The organism is Bacillus sp. FJAT-27445, from assembly GCF_001510665.1.
In the GTDB taxonomy this organism is placed as follows: domain Bacteria; phylum Bacillota; class Bacilli; order Bacillales; family Cytobacillaceae; genus Bacillus_D.
Window position 1 is genome coordinate 626,109 of record NZ_LMTI01000001.1, and the last position, 13,544, is coordinate 639,652.

A 13,544-nucleotide genomic window follows, 5' to 3' on the forward strand; every position below is an offset into this window, starting at 1 on the left:
TTTATAGGACAATTATACCATATTTAGACAATTGAATAAGACGAAATTTGCACAAAGGAACCAAAAGCCCGGGTAAGTGAAAATAAATAGGAAAAACCCGTCTCTGCTGTCAACTATCCTAGGTATTTTTTGAACAAACGGCACCCGGAGAGACAAATTCGGGTTCACTTCTTCGGATATCGCCAACTTTTTGAATTTTATCGCTAACTTCTTCAATTATATCCCCGAATTTTTCAGATATATCGAGAACTGTCACTTTTTATGCCCCCGGTTGGATAGCACTTTTTAATTAAATAGAATGGTCTTTTGCTACCAAACTAGAAAGCTCTATGCTGCTGAAATCTAACGGGTTTGGATTAGGAGTACATTTAGAGCATCAATCTTTGGTCCAAATCGCATATGATTTGGATCTCTTATTTTTGTTGATATAATATGCTTTTTTACATTTATATTTCGAATTTCAATCTTAATAGCAACTTATGTCAAAAGGACCTGAAAAAGGATGTTTTTTGATTTAGGAAATCCACTTTTATGATAGTATGAGAATAGGAATTTTCTTACAAAGGAGAACGGATATGAATATCAGTCGAACAAACGATTTTGAATTAGTGGCTAAATTGAATAAATATGTTCACGATTTACACGCGAATTTATACCCTGAGTATTTCAAAGAATATAATTTTGAGGAAATTAAGATTTTCTTTCAAAAGATTATTGATAAAGAGGAATTCTATTTCCTTCTGTTGGAGGACGATGACCAATCTTTAGGTTATGCTTGGATTGAGTTAAGAAATTATCCCGATAATGCCTTTAAAAAATCATATAAATCGGTATATGTGCATCAAATAAGTATCGTGGAGAGCCAAAGAAAAAAAGGATACGGTTCTGAATTGATGAACAAAATTACGGATATTGCAAAAGAAAACGGCATTAATAAGATTGAATTAGACTATTGGTTCAAAAACGAAATAGCAAAGAACTTTTATAAGAAGAATGAATTTGTGAAATATCGAGAGTTTGTCTACAAAGACATTTAATTCTAATGCTAATTCATTTGTTAAAGGATAAATAAAGGAGGTGCGAATTGCACCTCTTTCTTAATGCCTAATTAAAGTTTTGCACTTCTAAACCGAACCCGTTAAACGATAGCCAGGCAGCTTTCCTTCCGTCCTATTTTAAAAATACCATGACCTTTAAAAACCGGACTTCAAAAATCTTTTCCTTGGAGGATATTAGCCGCCTCACTCTTAAGCCATCCCACAGGAATAAGAAGAGGACTCCAATTATGGAGTCCCGGTTATTTTATCTTTTAAAAATAAAGAACATAAATCACGACTGCGATTACGATCCTGTAAATCGCGAACGGAACAAGTTTAATCCGGTTGATCAGCTTCAGGAAGAAACGGATCGAGATGAGTGCCACAACAAAAGCGGCAAGAAAGCCGACAATGAAAAACGGAAGCGCATCAAGGCTAAAGTATTCCCAGTTTTTCAATAGGGAGATTCCGCTCGCTCCCATCATGATAGGGACTGCCATGATGAAGGTAAAGTCAGATGCAGCACGGTGGCTCATCCCAAGCAGGACACCGCCCGCAATGGTTGAACCTGAGCGGGAGAATCCCGGCCAAAGTCCGAAGCACTGAAAAACACCGATTCCGAACGCTTGCTTGTAGCCGACCTGGTCGACTGTTTCCACTTTTGGCGTCTTTGGTCGGATAAAGTCCGCAATTAGCATCAGCACAGCACCAAGTACCAACCCGACAACGACTGTTTTTACCGAGAAAAGGTGCTCATCGATGTAATCCTCAAACAGTAGGCCAGTAATTCCCGCAGGCAGCAAGCCGACGAATATTTTCAGAAGGCTTAAGCTTTCGCCGGTATCCTTGTCGGTTGTTTTTTTGGCAAGACCAAGCAGCCCTAAAATACGGTCCTTGAAGACAATGACGACCGCAAGGATTGAACCCAGCTGAATGACAACTTTAAAAGTGTTGGCCACCGGCGGAGAAAAAAGCTCTTTAGAATGCAGCAGCAAGTCATCGACCAAAATCATATGCCCTGTCGATGAGACAGGCGCAAACTCCGTTAATCCTTCAACAATCCCAAGTATCAGTGCAACGAAAAATTCCCACAAATCCATAACATAAACTCCAATTCTAGCTGTTTTTAGTTTGCCTAAGAGTAAATGATAAAGGAATTTAGGAAAACAGACAAGGAAAAGGGGTATGAAAAATAATAATGTTTACATAACCTGGTTATAGTAAATCAACTCTTAAATCCTTCACTTTCCAAAAATGAATATGGTAAAGTAACATAAAGGAAGGCTTGGCTGTTTTTAGGAGGTAAAAGAGATGGTGCTATGGTATCTTGGATTATTCATTGTTGCATTTTTACTTGGAATGGGGGACGTTTCACCGCTCATAACTTTTTTTGCCGTTGCCCTGTACATAATTATAAGCATTCCATTTATCATGCCGCTGATCTGGAGTAAGAATCCGGCAAAAATGCTGGACTATTTGCGAAAGTCGCGAAGTCCTTATTACAAGTTTCTATATTTATTTTTTAGTGAAGAATATGAACCGGCCGAAAAAATTGCTCGAGCTATGCGTCCTGGGAAAATTAAGGATATGGCTTTGGCGATGCTTTACCTGAAACAAAAGCAATTTGCGGAGGCAAAAGAAATTCTGGCGGGAATGAAAGAGGGCACTTTTAAAAATTATTACTTTGCGGTGATAGCCCTGGAGGAAGGGGATCATTCGGAATTCGTTAGGCTTAAGGAAAAAGTTAGTGATTCCGATTACCGAAGATGGCTTGATATTGAAGAACTCGCCTATCAACGAAAATTCGCTGAAGCCATTTCAATGATGGATGCCGATATTTCCAGGCTGAAAGGCATAAAGCTTTTATCGGCCATAAAATATAGGGAAGAGCTTATAAAGCGTGAAAGCGGAGAAGGAGAGTGCTGAAATGGCAGGCTTTGGGGGAGAATCATTTATGTTCGAGATGGTACCGATCTTTATTTCCGCAATTTTTGTAATTGTAATCGGGTTTATACTCGTTTCGGTCGTTAAAGGTGTAGGGCAATGGTCGAACAATAACAAGCAGCCCCGCCTTACCGTTAAAGCGGTGGTGGTGGCAAAACGGACAAAGGTTAGTGGTGGATCCGGGGAATCTTCTGCAAGTACCTGGTATTATGTAACTTTTGAGGTCGAGAGTGGAGACCGGATGGAAATGCATGTTGGCGGAGCGGAATACGGGCAGCTTGCGGAAGGAGATGTCGGGGACCTGACATTCCAGGGTACCCGCTACCACGGATTTACCCGTACAAATGGACTGGCGGCAAAAGACTTTTAATATTTATATATAATCCATGATTCCCCTTTTGAAGACCGTTTTAGTATTGCCTCCATCAAAACGGTCTTCATCACTCAAGAACGAAGCCACCAAAAAAACCCTTTAATTCACTTGATGTCCCTATTGGTAAATTTTCCCCAACTTGAGCTGCTCCACCGGTTTGAATTCACCTGATTTTCCTGGATTCATACTGGCATTTTTCGGACTGATAAATTATACTGAATAGTAGGAATATTGTAAATTGATATGCTTCATTATATGTATTAAAACACGGCCAGCGTGGAAAGGTAAGTGAACAAGGAGGGAAGCATATGGAAACAAAACCAATTCACTTTGATGGAAGCGTGCATCCTCAGGGAGAGGAAGAGGACCAGGCCCTTTCACAGCCCTTTGTGTTAACGGATGAAGCCAGAATGAATATTGGAAAGAATCCGTATTCACTCGACATGGGAGAATAAGAAAAAGTTGATTTGACTGGCCGCCAGTATGGTTTTAAGGACTATAATACGGGGAGGTATGAACTGGATGGAGAAGCAAGAATTGATGAAAATTCTAGTGCTGATCGAATCTGTTTATCCTGAGTTTACAGTAAAAAATGAAACAGTGGAGAACTGGTTTGCTGTTTGCCGGGACATGGAGTACCCCCATGTGATGAAAAAGCTTTCCGCTCATATAAGGAAAAGCCCTTATCCACCCCTTATGGCTGAAATAGCCGCCTACTGCGATGATGATTTTTTTGCCGGAGGGAACGGATTGCTTTTAGAAGAGGAAGGCAGGATCCAGTTGAAGCATGACCGCCTGCTTCCAAAAGTGCCTCCGCAAATGGCGTGGCAGAATGAATATTTTGTCGGCTTATAAAAAATATAGCGGCGCAGCAACGTTTAATCGGCAAGCGTACCACATGAAAACCAATGATAAATACCAAAAGCCTGGCTTTTTGCGGGCTTTTTAATTTGATAAGAAATGGCGAATTGTAGCGTTATTTGTTTTCAATTAATTGAATTTTCGATACAATAAGGAGAACATGGCAAATGGGGGAAAATTCATGACTTTAAACGAAGAATTGTTCGACTTTTTTATGAGCAAAACATTGCAGCTATCAGAAGATTGGTATGCCATGGTGGATGATAAAGATCCTTCCTCCGTCTATTCAACAGACAGTCACGGAATCATTGCCGAACTAAAAAGGCAGAACCAGGAATATTTCCTACACTTTTATAAACTGTTTATTGAAGGGGAGGACCATCTCCAAGGAGAATTCAGGAAGTGGTCGCAGGACTTAGCTGATGATGGAAAGCACCTGGATACACCTTTGCATTACATCATCCGGGAATACATGAACAGCCAAAAGGTAGCTCTTAAGTATATCAATCAATTCATCGAGGAGAACGAAGATCGCGTTCCCATAAAACAGGCGCTTTCCTGGTATGAAACTACCATCAATGCGTTTAATCTTTCCATCGCAATCTTTGTTGAAAGCTATCATAAGAACACGATGGTAAGGCTTATGTCGCAAAAAGATTTAATCAACGAACTAAGTTCTCCGGTCATCAAACTTCAGGGCGATTCGGCACTCTTGCCCCTGATTGGTGATATCGACACAGCAAGGGCTAAAATTATTTTGGAAAACACACTCGTTCAATGTGTTGAACAAGGCGTCTCAAGCCTGTGCATTGACCTTTCTGGTGTCGCAATCATGGATACCATGGTCGCCAATGAGCTTTTTGGGCTAATAAAAGCGTTGAAATTGATTGGCGTCCGCTCAACTATATCGGGAGTTCGCCCGGAAATCGCTCAAACAGCCGTCCAGCTGGGCTTGAAATTCGAGGGTGTCGATTTCCTGCCGTCACTCTCACAAGCTCTGGATGCGGTAAAGAAATATTAAGCATACATAAGCAAGCCTCCTGTCAAATCCAAACTGGCAGGAGGCTTTTTCACTATTACAAAATCGGTTTGACTTCTTCAAAGCCCTTTGTTTTTTTTGAAACCATCGCATTCGACAATTCTATCAAACGGCATCTTTCTGCTAGCAACCTCTATCCAGTTGATAGCATCATCGTATTCATGGTGGATGGATGTGAGCAGAGCAGGCTTAATCGGCAGCCCCATTTCCAAACCCTCCCATATAACTGACATTATTATTATCACATCTGAAAAAATGATTTACAATGGGAAGGTGCATTTCTTTGAAAGGGGTTGATGGTGTTGCGGTTTAAAAAAGTATTCATTTGGACTTGTTTTTCTCTGTATCTGTTCGTTTTGTTTTATCTGTTATTCTTTTCAGCCTACAGGAATGGCGTGAGAGGAATAATTGCCTTTAATTTGGTTCCCTTTCAAACGATTGGCCGTTACTTTGCCAATTTCAAGGGGTTGTCGCCATGGATGGTGACGGATGAATTTTTCGGTAATATTCTCGCCTTTTTGCCCTTTGGCTTTTTTATGCCATTCTTTTTTCAACAAAAGAAGGTCCTCAAAAGGGTTGCTTTAAGTTCGTTTCTTCTTTCCTTTGCAGTTGAAGCAGCACAGTTCACCTTCAGAGTAGGCGCATTCGATGTGGACGACATTATTCTTAATACGATTGGAGGCGCAGCAGGATATGTGGTTTGGCTATTTCTTTACAGAAGAAGAAGGTGTCGGAAAATAAATTGACATTAACTATTTACATATGGAAATATACATTGTAGTATTTCTATATACATAAGATTTCTAGGTAGGTGAAAAGGATGTTTAATCGTGAACTAGTTAAAGGAAGTACATCGCTTTTACTGCTTCAGCTCTTGGATAGCAGGGATATGTATGGATATGAGCTTGTCAAGGAACTTGAGGCGAGAAGCGGGAATGGTTTGACCGTTAAAGAAGGAACACTGTATCCGGCTCTTCACAAGCTTGAAAAGCAGGAATACATCGATTGTTACTGGCAGGAGCAAGAAAAAGGACCGGCTCGTAAATATTACCGGATTTCCCCTGAAGGCAGGGAGCTTCTGAAAGAGAAAACCCAGGAATGGCAAGACTTTGTTCAGGTGATGAACAGAGTGATAGGGAGAACCGATCATGGAACGGCTGAAGAATGACTTTTTAATGGAACTTGACCGGAGGCTGGGTAAGTACAAAGAAAAGGAGTCCATTCTCCTTGAATATGAATCCCATCTTGACGAAATGCTCATGGAATTAATGTCATTGAGCACGGAGGGAGCACGCCAGGCTATAAATTCCAGGCTTGGCACTCCCGAAGAAATAGCGGCAATGTGGAAAGAGGAGCTTTCGGAAACGCCCAGTAATATGAAATGGCTGTTTGTTCTCTTGAATGTACTCCTGTTTTCAGGAGGAGTCTTCCTTACCGCGGCGCATAATCTATATGACTGGGCGTGGATTACTTTTGTCTGGAGCCACCTTACTTCCATTCCGTTTATCATTGCATTTGTTTACATATTTTTTTGGGCGCTGCTCGGCTATGAAATTGGACGGAGCTTCGGCCACAAGGGTAGGGAACTCGTAAAAAGAACTTTTTTTCTCGCCATTATTCCCAACCTGACACTTATGGTCCTTACTGTGTTCGGTATTATACCGCACCATTGGTTCCAACCGCTTTTGACAAAAACGTTTATTATAGCTTGTATCCTATTAACAGCCACTCTCTATCCCGTATGCATGCTTGCCTATAGATGGGGGCGAAGGGCTTCGGTATAAGCTTTTTTTTGCAAACATACCTAGTAATTCTATATACAAAGACTAACTATGTAAAAGGAGGATGAAAATATATGATTTTAAGAATGAGAAAAGAGGATTGGCTGTTTTTGGCCATTTGCCTAGGCTTGGGAATTTTGGCACAAGAAGCTTTTACACGCACACAGATTGGGATTTCGTATTTTGTATTTATCGCTGCTTTTTATTCAGCATTCTTTTGGAGGTTCCGTAGCTTCCCCTTTAGGCATCAGCGCCTCGGCTGGCTTGTACTCATAGCGGTGTGGCTGTTGTCGGCGAGTTATTTCCTCTACGATACCGAGGTTTTCTATGCATTGAACATTCTTGCAATTCCGGCATTGGTTATTTTCCATATTGCCCTCATCACTGGGCCAAACCAAAAGCACTGGGCCAAACCTGTATTTTTGGTTTATATCTTAAAAAGGATTGTTCAAAGCATTGCCTTTAACGCAGCCTTTACAAGGATCTTGGCAAGGCTAGCATGGAAAAAGACAGACAACAAAAACGCCGCAGTCATTAAAAAAATACTAATCGGAGCGGGCATTTCAATTCCTGTCCTGGCAGTTGTACTCTCATTGCTCATTTCTGCAGACAGCCAGTTCGAGCGAATTGTAACAGGATTTCCGGGTTGGTTCAGCATAAGCGGTGAGAGCATCTTCCGAACATTGGCCAGCCTGTTTTTCGCCTTTGCTATCTTTGGATTCCTACAGGTGAATTTAAAAAAGAGAATGGAAATCACGCCGATTAAAGGCAGCGGAATCGGTTTTGGAATTGACCCCGTTATAGCCTTGACTTTGCTTATCCTGCTTGACGCGGTTTACGCGCTGTTTGTCGCAGTGCAATTCAAATACTTTTTCAGTGGAACACTAGGCGAAGGGTTCACGTACGCAGAGTATGCTCGCCGCGGCTTTTTTGAGCTCGTTTTCGTTTCGCTCATCAATTTGACTGTAACAGTTGCGGTTGTTTCTTTTGTTAAACAAACTGCAAGTGGAATATGGCGGGCCATACAAGGGACCTTGTCCGTTCTTCTCATCGCGACGGGGGTCATTCTATCATCAGCATTCATGCGTCTTATGATGTATGAGGAGGCTTATGGATTTACATTCACCAGGGTGCTGGTCCATTCCTTCATGATTTTTTTACTGGTCATTTTATGCTATACATTCGCAAAAATCTGGCTCGGCCGCCTGTCACTGATCCATTTTTACTTCATTGCGTCACTCGTTTATTATTCAGTGATCAATGTCATCAACATTGACCAAATTGTAGTCGATCGAAATCTGGACAGATACACGCAGACGGGGAAAATTGATATTCCTTATTTGGCAAACATGTCCGATACCGGGCTGCTTGGCCTTGTCGGCCTGTACAATGAACATCCCGATGTCCCAAACCTACAGGGCGTATTATATGAAAAGAAAACCGGCATTTCTAAAAGTACGGCCTGGCAATCGTATAACCTGACAAGGGCGAAGGCTGAAGAGGCGTTAAGGAAGCTTCAGTTTGATTAGCACGGTAAAAAAAAGCGGCAACCTTCACAGGTGCCGCTTTTGCCATTTCAATTAATATTCTGGAATTTGCTGATCACGGTTTTCAATTAGCTTTTGGTAAAAGGAAGCGAGAGACGCGGTAATATACGGAACAAGCCAGATTAATCCTATACCAAGCGTTAAAATAGATAGGAGGAACCAGCCAATGAAGCTTAGGTTCAACAGGAAATACTTCCCTTTGTAGCCATCCATCAGCTTTCTGCTTTCGGTTATCGCATCATTGATGACGATGCCTGGATTGTCTTTTAAAATAAAGTAAGCTTGTGAATAGGCAATTCCCTTAATGATTCCAGGTACAATCAGGAGCAGTGTCCATAGAATGGTATAAATAGTTGTCAACAGGGAAAGTCCAATCATTTTTATGTAAGTCCCTGCAGACAGGTTCCTAAATAAGCTGCCGATATTAATTTCATGCCCTCGGCGCATGTCAAGGAAAACCCAGTAATAGCTGAACAGAAGCGGAGCAAGTGCCAAATTAAACACAAATGAAATTCCCTCTGAAGCAGGAGATACCCCTTCTTGATCGATCCAATTAGTGAATCCCCCGCTAACGAGGATATCTGCGGTTGTTGGAAGAATCAAATATATCCCGTAACAAATAATCGTCAACAGAATCGCAATTCCCCATCGTCCTTTAAGTGAATCCAAAGCATCTCTTTTAATGTCTCTAATTCTCAAAAACCTTTCCCCCTATGATAATAGTATTTACAATAAGTAGTATATAGTAAATTATATGGGAAAGGTTCATAATATTTACTGGAAATTTTTGTTGTTGATTAAATAATTAAATATGGGGACCGCCTAGTGGGGTGTAAAAAGATTAAATAGCGTTGGAGGGGAGAGGAAAATAAAGACCGTTTCGGGATGGAGCCTCGGAAACGGTCTTGAAAAAGATTTAATGGGGGGAAAAACTTTATTCCTGACTACTGTTAGTGTCACTGTTAAGTTCCTTCATTATTTCAGCTGCGATTTCAAATGATTTGAGCCGTTCCTGGTGATCGTAAATTTGTGCATTGATTATCACTTCTTCTATGCCGGTTTCATCAAGAAATGCATGCAGCTTTTCTTTTACCTTATCCTTCGTACCTGTAATAGTAGACCCTAGCCTTCCTTCTAGAAGAGTTAATTCGTAAGGGCTAGCGACTTCTTCCATATTTTCTACAGGCGGCTGCAGTTTGCCAGGGCGGTTCCTTAGAAGGGAAAGGAATTGCTGCTGCATCGATGTAGCAAGGAATTCTGCCTTTTCATTCGTTTCGGAAGCAATGATATTTATACCAGCCATGCTGTATGGTTCCTTAAGTACTTCTGATGGCTGGAAGGATTGCCGGTAAAGGTTTAATGCAGCCAGGGTATGTTCTGGTGCAAAATGGCTAGCGAACGCAAATGGAAGGCCAAGCCTTCCTGCGAGCTGGGCGCTGAAACCGCTTGATCCTAGGAGCCAGATTGGGACCTTGAGTCCTTCACCGGGAATTGCCCGGACATGGATGACGCCTTCCCGTCTTGTTGGGTCAAAAAAAGCACGTAGTTCTTCCACTTGGTTCGGAAAATCATCAGCACTCATTCGCCAATCCCTTCTGAGTGCGGAGGCGGTAAGCTGGTCGGTACCCGGAGCCCGGCCAAGGCCCAGATCAATTCGCCCCGGGAACAGTGACTCGAGAGTTCCAAATTGTTCCGCTATCACCAACGGCGAGTGATTCGGCAGCATGACTCCGCCTGAACCAACCCGGATTTTTTCCGTATTGGCTGCAACATGGCCAATTACTACAGCGGTTGCGGAACTCGCAATCCCAGGCATATTATGATGTTCCGCTAGCCAGTACCGGTGATAGCCCCATTTTTCAGCACACTGTGCAAGGTCGACTGTATTCTGAAGCGAGGCTGCCGCTGTACTGCCTTCAACAATAGGGGAGAGGTCCAAAACTGAAAACCGAATTGCTTTCTTTTCTTCATCTATCTTCATCTAAATCACTTCTTTCAAAGAGTTACTATAGTGATTGTAACAATTCCCAGCCCTTTCTCAAAATGAGTTGCCTAAGAAAGCCTTGATAATGGATCCATATCTAGCTTCTTTTATGATATGAATTTAAACTAATTAATGCCAGGCAAAGAGAATTGTAGTATATAATGGTTAAAGAATAAGTTGAAAAAGGGGAGTTAAATGTCTAATTATTTCTTAATACTCATGGCCTTTTTTATTGTAACTGCAAATATTATTGGATTTATAACCTACAAAAAAAAGAAAAATCTGTATTATGCCGGTTTCATAATATTGCTGCTGGCAGTTTTATTTGGGTCAATCGGTGGGTTATTAGCGCTATTTGTAATTCGTGATGCTTTTGCAATATTCTATGGAATGCAACTAGGGTACTTTTTAGTAATAAATAGTGTTATCGTCTTTTTAATAGCCATTTTAGCAACGGTTGTAAAAAAATATATCAGCCCCAATATGTGATTCACAAGTAGAATTACAAAAGGAATTAATCGGCTTAGATAAATTAAAAACGCGGTTGATGTTAATAAATCAACCGCGTTTTCCTATGTGTTTATTTATTTGAAATACTATTCGAGGGGAAACAAAGTGTTAGTTCAAAATAAGTGTTAAAACCCAAAGAACATTCCCATGATTTTACGTTTTTTCTTCCTCTTTCCTGGTACGGTCGGGTCGAGTAGGATTGGCGGCACACTTTGAGGTTCTCTTTTTCCCACAAGAGGTTCCATCTTTTCAATGGCAGCTGCCAAAGTAGCCACCTGGGACTGAAGGTCTTCGATTTCCCTGCGGTGCTGAATCAGCTGATAAGCGGTGACCGAATCGGCTTTTCCATCGATGCGCCTTTCAAGGTCGGAAAACATCAAAAATAACTCGTCGAAGTCAGGATGCACTTCGACGGACTTGACCACTCCGGTTCTGGTGCTTTTTTCATTTACGGGTGCGATTTCCTGCAATAGTGCGCCATTTTGGATTTGTTCACGGATGCTCTCGAGAAGGGCGATGTCTTCTTCTTTAAATGTATAGTGGCCGCGTTCATTCCGTCCCATAGGCAAATTCAGCTGTTTGACCCATCGTTGAATTGTGCTTGTAGACACTCCGAGAAGTTTGGCAACTTCGCTTGAATTCATGTTTATTCCCCCGTTTTTGGTAGTGAGCTATTTTATAAAAATAGTATGAGTCCGCACCTTATCCCCAAAACTTCCACCATTTCTTTTCTTTTGCGGCGGCCGTATTCCGAAGGCTTGAGACGATTTCCTGAAGCAATTCTTCACGGCGGTCCATTTCCTGGCTGTGGACCATTCTTTCCATATGAAGGGTTTCGAGATAAAATTCTCGATCCTTTATTAGCGTTTCATTGAAACTCTCGACAACGCTTTCGGTAACAATATTGGCATCTGCCATTGATTTAATGAGTGCTTTCATTTCTTTGGAAGACCGGTCAGAATTCTGGGATAGACGCTTGTTTAAGCTTGCTAATTGTTCGGAGGTTGCTTTCGAAACGCTCGAAATGCTGCTTGAAAGGAAACGTGCTGTTTCGGAAGCTTGTTCCGAGGTTCTCGAAACCGTTGTAGAAAGCTCCGCAACTTCCGAAGCCACCCTTTCCCCAGATTTGTAAATCGAATCAGATAGGCTTTTTACTGTATGGAAGGAGCCTTTTGAGACTTCCTTTTTGACTTCTTCGACTATCTCCTTCCTAAGTGAGCCCCTAATTTCTTCCCTAACTCCAGCAAGGAAATCCTGCTTGTAAACATCCATTGCGGTAAAAAAGGCTTCCAAGTCGAAGGGGGTCTGAATTGAGGCATCCGCGGGTACAGGTTTTGAATCTTCTACCACAGAAATGTGGGTTGCGATTGATTCGGAAGCTGTCTCCGAACTTTGCCTGAAATGTTCCATGATGAGCTCCTTAATCATTTCCTTCCCAAGATTTTTTTCACGCATTTGTTTTATTTTTACAAGTAGGTTGATTTCAGTGTCTGTATAAAAACGTGAGCCCTGCCTAGTCCTGGGGATAGATACCAGACCATTGAAGTCTCGTTCCCACTGGCGGAGCGTACCCTGCGGAACATTGATGAGTCTAGAAACCTCCTGAATTGTATAAGCCTTCATGATTTGTCCTTCTTTCATTTGCACGCATCCTTTCATGATAAATTATTTCTTCAAAGGGGAAGGAAGTATATAAAACGATACTAGATAAGTTTGCTGAAAAAGAGGCGTTTTCCTGCATCATGACAAAAGCTATCAAAACTAGTGGGAAACTGAGCAATTTAAACAAATGCCAAGGAATTTGCCGTGTAAACACGAAATCGGGCTTTTGTAAAAACTTCCTCACAAAATATAGACAAATTTCTCAACTGCAGATCTTGTAATTCCCTCACACTAACTTGATTTACTAGCAAACAGAAAAAATCACCACTGCATCCATCCGCCCATATACTAATTTTGAAGAGGAGGGGAAGAAGATGTATCCATATTATTATGAGGGTGATTATTTAAGGCAGCAGGAAAAGCTTGTGGGTGACGTGTTGCGGGCAATTAATGGGGAGTATTCCGCTATCCAGTGCTATGAACGGATTGCAAGGCTTGCTCCGAACGAGGGTATCCGGCGGCAAATCAATGAGATTAGAAAAGATGAGCAGAGGCACTATCAGGAATTCGTGAGAATCTATACCAATCTGACAGGGAGGCAGCCGAATGTAAAGGCAGCGGAAACATGTCCGGCAACGTATCGCGACGGCATCGATTTTGCTTTCCGGGATGAGCAGGAAACCGTTGATTTTTATCACCAAATAGCAAAAGAAGCAACATCGGCGGAAGTCAAGGAAGCTTTCCGGAATGCTGCGGCAGATGAGCAAAATCATGCAGTTTGGTTTTTATTTTTCATGACGGCTGGTCGTTAAAGTGAATTTTTCGATCCTCCCTAAAAATACGAATGCCAGGCAACTGCCCGCCCC

Annotated in this window: 19 protein-coding genes; 12 read left to right on the forward strand and 7 right to left on the reverse strand. The window is 41.7% G+C overall.

Going from position 1 to position 13,544, the window contains the following annotated elements; all coding sequences use genetic code 11:
• Positions 1-118: 118 nt before the first annotated feature.
• Positions 119-256, reverse strand: a complete 138-nt coding sequence (locus AR337_RS23015; RefSeq protein ID WP_156424290.1) for a hypothetical protein — start codon at positions 254-256, stop codon at positions 119-121.
• A 319-nt stretch (positions 257-575) separates the two neighbouring features.
• Between AR337_RS23015 and AR337_RS03110 the strand changes: the two genes are divergently transcribed.
• Positions 576-1,037: a GNAT family N-acetyltransferase gene (locus AR337_RS03110; protein WP_059170539.1), complete on the forward strand. Its 462-nt coding sequence runs from the start codon at positions 576-578 to the stop codon at positions 1,035-1,037.
• Positions 1,038-1,309: 272 nt separating this feature from the next.
• Here AR337_RS03110 and AR337_RS03115 read toward each other — a convergent pair whose 3' ends face one another.
• A complete protein-coding gene (locus AR337_RS03115) occupies positions 1,310-2,137 on the reverse strand; it encodes an undecaprenyl-diphosphate phosphatase (RefSeq protein ID WP_059170540.1) in 828 nt (275 codons plus the stop codon).
• A gap of 211 nt (positions 2,138-2,348) precedes the next feature.
• Here AR337_RS03115 and AR337_RS03120 point away from each other — a divergent pair, with 211 nt between their 5' ends.
• The 5 genes from AR337_RS03120 (at position 2,349) to AR337_RS03135 (ending at position 5,236) form a co-directional block, all read left to right on the forward strand.
• Positions 2,349-2,963, forward strand: a complete 615-nt coding sequence (locus AR337_RS03120) for a hypothetical protein (protein WP_059170541.1) — start codon at positions 2,349-2,351, stop codon at positions 2,961-2,963.
• 1 nt (position 2,964) lies between these two features.
• Positions 2,965-3,351, forward strand: a complete 387-nt coding sequence (locus tag AR337_RS03125) for a DUF2500 domain-containing protein (RefSeq protein WP_059170542.1) — start codon at positions 2,965-2,967, stop codon at positions 3,349-3,351.
• A gap of 311 nt (positions 3,352-3,662) precedes the next feature.
• Positions 3,663-3,809 carry a hypothetical protein gene (locus tag AR337_RS23420; RefSeq protein ID WP_172797491.1) on the forward strand — a complete coding sequence of 49 codons (147 nt, stop codon included), beginning with the start codon at positions 3,663-3,665 and terminating at the stop codon, positions 3,807-3,809.
• Positions 3,810-3,876: 67 nt separating this feature from the next.
• Complete coding sequence (locus tag AR337_RS03130) at positions 3,877-4,209, forward strand: replicative helicase loader/inhibitor (RefSeq protein WP_059170543.1); 333 nt, start codon at positions 3,877-3,879, stop codon at positions 4,207-4,209.
• Between the two features lie 187 nt (positions 4,210-4,396).
• Positions 4,397-5,236, forward strand: coding sequence for an STAS domain-containing protein (locus tag AR337_RS03135; protein ID WP_059170544.1), 840 nt, complete (start codon positions 4,397-4,399; stop codon positions 5,234-5,236).
• Positions 5,237-5,313: 77 nt separating this feature from the next.
• Here the strand turns inward: AR337_RS03135 and AR337_RS23020 are convergent, their stop codons facing one another.
• Positions 5,314-5,460, reverse strand: a complete 147-nt coding sequence (locus AR337_RS23020; RefSeq protein WP_156424291.1) for a hypothetical protein — start codon at positions 5,458-5,460, stop codon at positions 5,314-5,316.
• 90 nt (positions 5,461-5,550) lie between these two features.
• On the opposite strand from AR337_RS23020, the gene AR337_RS23990 reads away from it, so the two are divergent.
• The 4 genes from AR337_RS23990 (at position 5,551) to AR337_RS03155 (ending at position 8,564) form a co-directional block, all read left to right on the forward strand.
• Positions 5,551-6,000 carry a VanZ family protein gene (locus AR337_RS23990; RefSeq protein WP_082686812.1) on the forward strand — a complete coding sequence of 150 codons (450 nt, stop codon included), beginning with the start codon at positions 5,551-5,553 and terminating at the stop codon, positions 5,998-6,000.
• 74 nt (positions 6,001-6,074) lie between these two features.
• The gene (locus AR337_RS03145) at positions 6,075-6,422 is read left to right on the forward strand and encodes a PadR family transcriptional regulator (protein ID WP_059170546.1); all 348 of its coding nucleotides are present in this window, start codon (positions 6,075-6,077) and stop codon (positions 6,420-6,422) included.
• Positions 6,403-7,038, forward strand: coding sequence for a hypothetical protein (locus AR337_RS03150; RefSeq protein ID WP_059170547.1), 636 nt, complete (start codon positions 6,403-6,405; stop codon positions 7,036-7,038). Before AR337_RS03145 ends, AR337_RS03150 begins: the two co-directional genes overlap by 20 nt.
• 71 nt (positions 7,039-7,109) lie before the next feature.
• Positions 7,110-8,564 carry a DUF4153 domain-containing protein gene (locus tag AR337_RS03155; protein ID WP_059170548.1) on the forward strand — a complete coding sequence of 485 codons (1,455 nt, stop codon included), beginning with the start codon at positions 7,110-7,112 and terminating at the stop codon, positions 8,562-8,564.
• A gap of 51 nt (positions 8,565-8,615) precedes the next feature.
• On the opposite strand, the gene AR337_RS03160 is transcribed toward AR337_RS03155, so the two are convergent.
• Together AR337_RS03160 and AR337_RS03165 are read right to left on the reverse strand one after the other, a co-directional pair.
• Positions 8,616-9,281, reverse strand: coding sequence for a DUF975 family protein (locus tag AR337_RS03160; protein ID WP_059170549.1), 666 nt, complete (start codon positions 9,279-9,281; stop codon positions 8,616-8,618).
• 235 nt (positions 9,282-9,516) lie between these two features.
• Complete coding sequence (locus AR337_RS03165) at positions 9,517-10,563, reverse strand: LLM class flavin-dependent oxidoreductase (protein ID WP_059170550.1); 1,047 nt, start codon at positions 10,561-10,563, stop codon at positions 9,517-9,519.
• A 198-nt stretch (positions 10,564-10,761) separates the two neighbouring features.
• Here AR337_RS03165 and AR337_RS03170 point away from each other — a divergent pair, with 198 nt between their 5' ends.
• A complete protein-coding gene (locus tag AR337_RS03170; protein WP_059170551.1) occupies positions 10,762-11,055 on the forward strand; it encodes a hypothetical protein in 294 nt (97 codons plus the stop codon).
• A 146-nt stretch (positions 11,056-11,201) separates the two neighbouring features.
• On the opposite strand, the gene AR337_RS03175 is transcribed toward AR337_RS03170, so the two are convergent.
• Both AR337_RS03175 and AR337_RS03180 read right to left on the reverse strand, forming a co-directional pair.
• Positions 11,202-11,720, reverse strand: a complete 519-nt coding sequence (locus tag AR337_RS03175) for a MerR family transcriptional regulator (RefSeq protein WP_059170552.1) — start codon at positions 11,718-11,720, stop codon at positions 11,202-11,204.
• 58 nt (positions 11,721-11,778) lie between these two features.
• Entirely contained in the window at positions 11,779-12,717 is a 939-nt protein-coding gene (locus tag AR337_RS03180) for a MerR family transcriptional regulator (RefSeq protein WP_059170553.1), read from the reverse strand.
• A gap of 335 nt (positions 12,718-13,052) precedes the next feature.
• Here AR337_RS03180 and AR337_RS03185 point away from each other — a divergent pair, with 335 nt between their 5' ends.
• Positions 13,053-13,490, forward strand: coding sequence for a ferritin family protein (locus tag AR337_RS03185; RefSeq protein WP_059170554.1), 438 nt, complete (start codon positions 13,053-13,055; stop codon positions 13,488-13,490).
• Positions 13,491-13,544: the final 54 nt, after the last annotated feature.

Excerpts from the sequence above, each read along its gene's own strand:
- AR337_RS03175 (WP_059170552.1), bottom strand. The coding sequence starts at position 11,720 with ATGAATTCAAGCGAAGTTGCCAAACTTCTCGGAGTGTCTACAAGCACA.
- AR337_RS03145 (WP_059170546.1), top strand. The coding sequence starts at position 6,075 with ATGTTTAATCGTGAACTAGTTAAAGGAAGTACATCGCTTTTACTGCTT.
- AR337_RS03180 (WP_059170553.1), bottom strand. The coding sequence starts at position 12,717 with ATGAAAGAAGGACAAATCATGAAGGCTTATACAATTCAGGAGGTTTCT.
- AR337_RS03185 (WP_059170554.1), top strand. The coding sequence starts at position 13,053 with ATGTATCCATATTATTATGAGGGTGATTATTTAAGGCAGCAGGAAAAG.
- AR337_RS03130 (WP_059170543.1), top strand. The coding sequence starts at position 3,877 with ATGGAGAAGCAAGAATTGATGAAAATTCTAGTGCTGATCGAATCTGTT.
- AR337_RS03120 (WP_059170541.1), top strand. The coding sequence starts at position 2,349 with ATGGTGCTATGGTATCTTGGATTATTCATTGTTGCATTTTTACTTGGA.
- AR337_RS03170 (WP_059170551.1), top strand. The coding sequence starts at position 10,762 with ATGTCTAATTATTTCTTAATACTCATGGCCTTTTTTATTGTAACTGCA.
- AR337_RS03135 (WP_059170544.1), top strand. The coding sequence starts at position 4,397 with ATGACTTTAAACGAAGAATTGTTCGACTTTTTTATGAGCAAAACATTG.
- AR337_RS23990 (WP_082686812.1), top strand. The coding sequence starts at position 5,551 with ATGGTGTTGCGGTTTAAAAAAGTATTCATTTGGACTTGTTTTTCTCTG.
- AR337_RS03155 (WP_059170548.1), top strand. The coding sequence starts at position 7,110 with ATGATTTTAAGAATGAGAAAAGAGGATTGGCTGTTTTTGGCCATTTGC.
- AR337_RS03110 (WP_059170539.1), top strand. The coding sequence starts at position 576 with ATGAATATCAGTCGAACAAACGATTTTGAATTAGTGGCTAAATTGAAT.
- AR337_RS23020 (WP_156424291.1), bottom strand. The coding sequence starts at position 5,460 with ATGGGGCTGCCGATTAAGCCTGCTCTGCTCACATCCATCCACCATGAA.
- AR337_RS23420 (WP_172797491.1), top strand. The coding sequence starts at position 3,663 with ATGGAAACAAAACCAATTCACTTTGATGGAAGCGTGCATCCTCAGGGA.
- AR337_RS03150 (WP_059170547.1), top strand. The coding sequence starts at position 6,403 with ATGGAACGGCTGAAGAATGACTTTTTAATGGAACTTGACCGGAGGCTG.
- AR337_RS03165 (WP_059170550.1), bottom strand. The coding sequence starts at position 10,563 with ATGAAGATAGATGAAGAAAAGAAAGCAATTCGGTTTTCAGTTTTGGAC.
- AR337_RS03115 (WP_059170540.1), bottom strand. The coding sequence starts at position 2,137 with ATGGATTTGTGGGAATTTTTCGTTGCACTGATACTTGGGATTGTTGAA.
- AR337_RS03125 (WP_059170542.1), top strand. The coding sequence starts at position 2,965 with ATGGCAGGCTTTGGGGGAGAATCATTTATGTTCGAGATGGTACCGATC.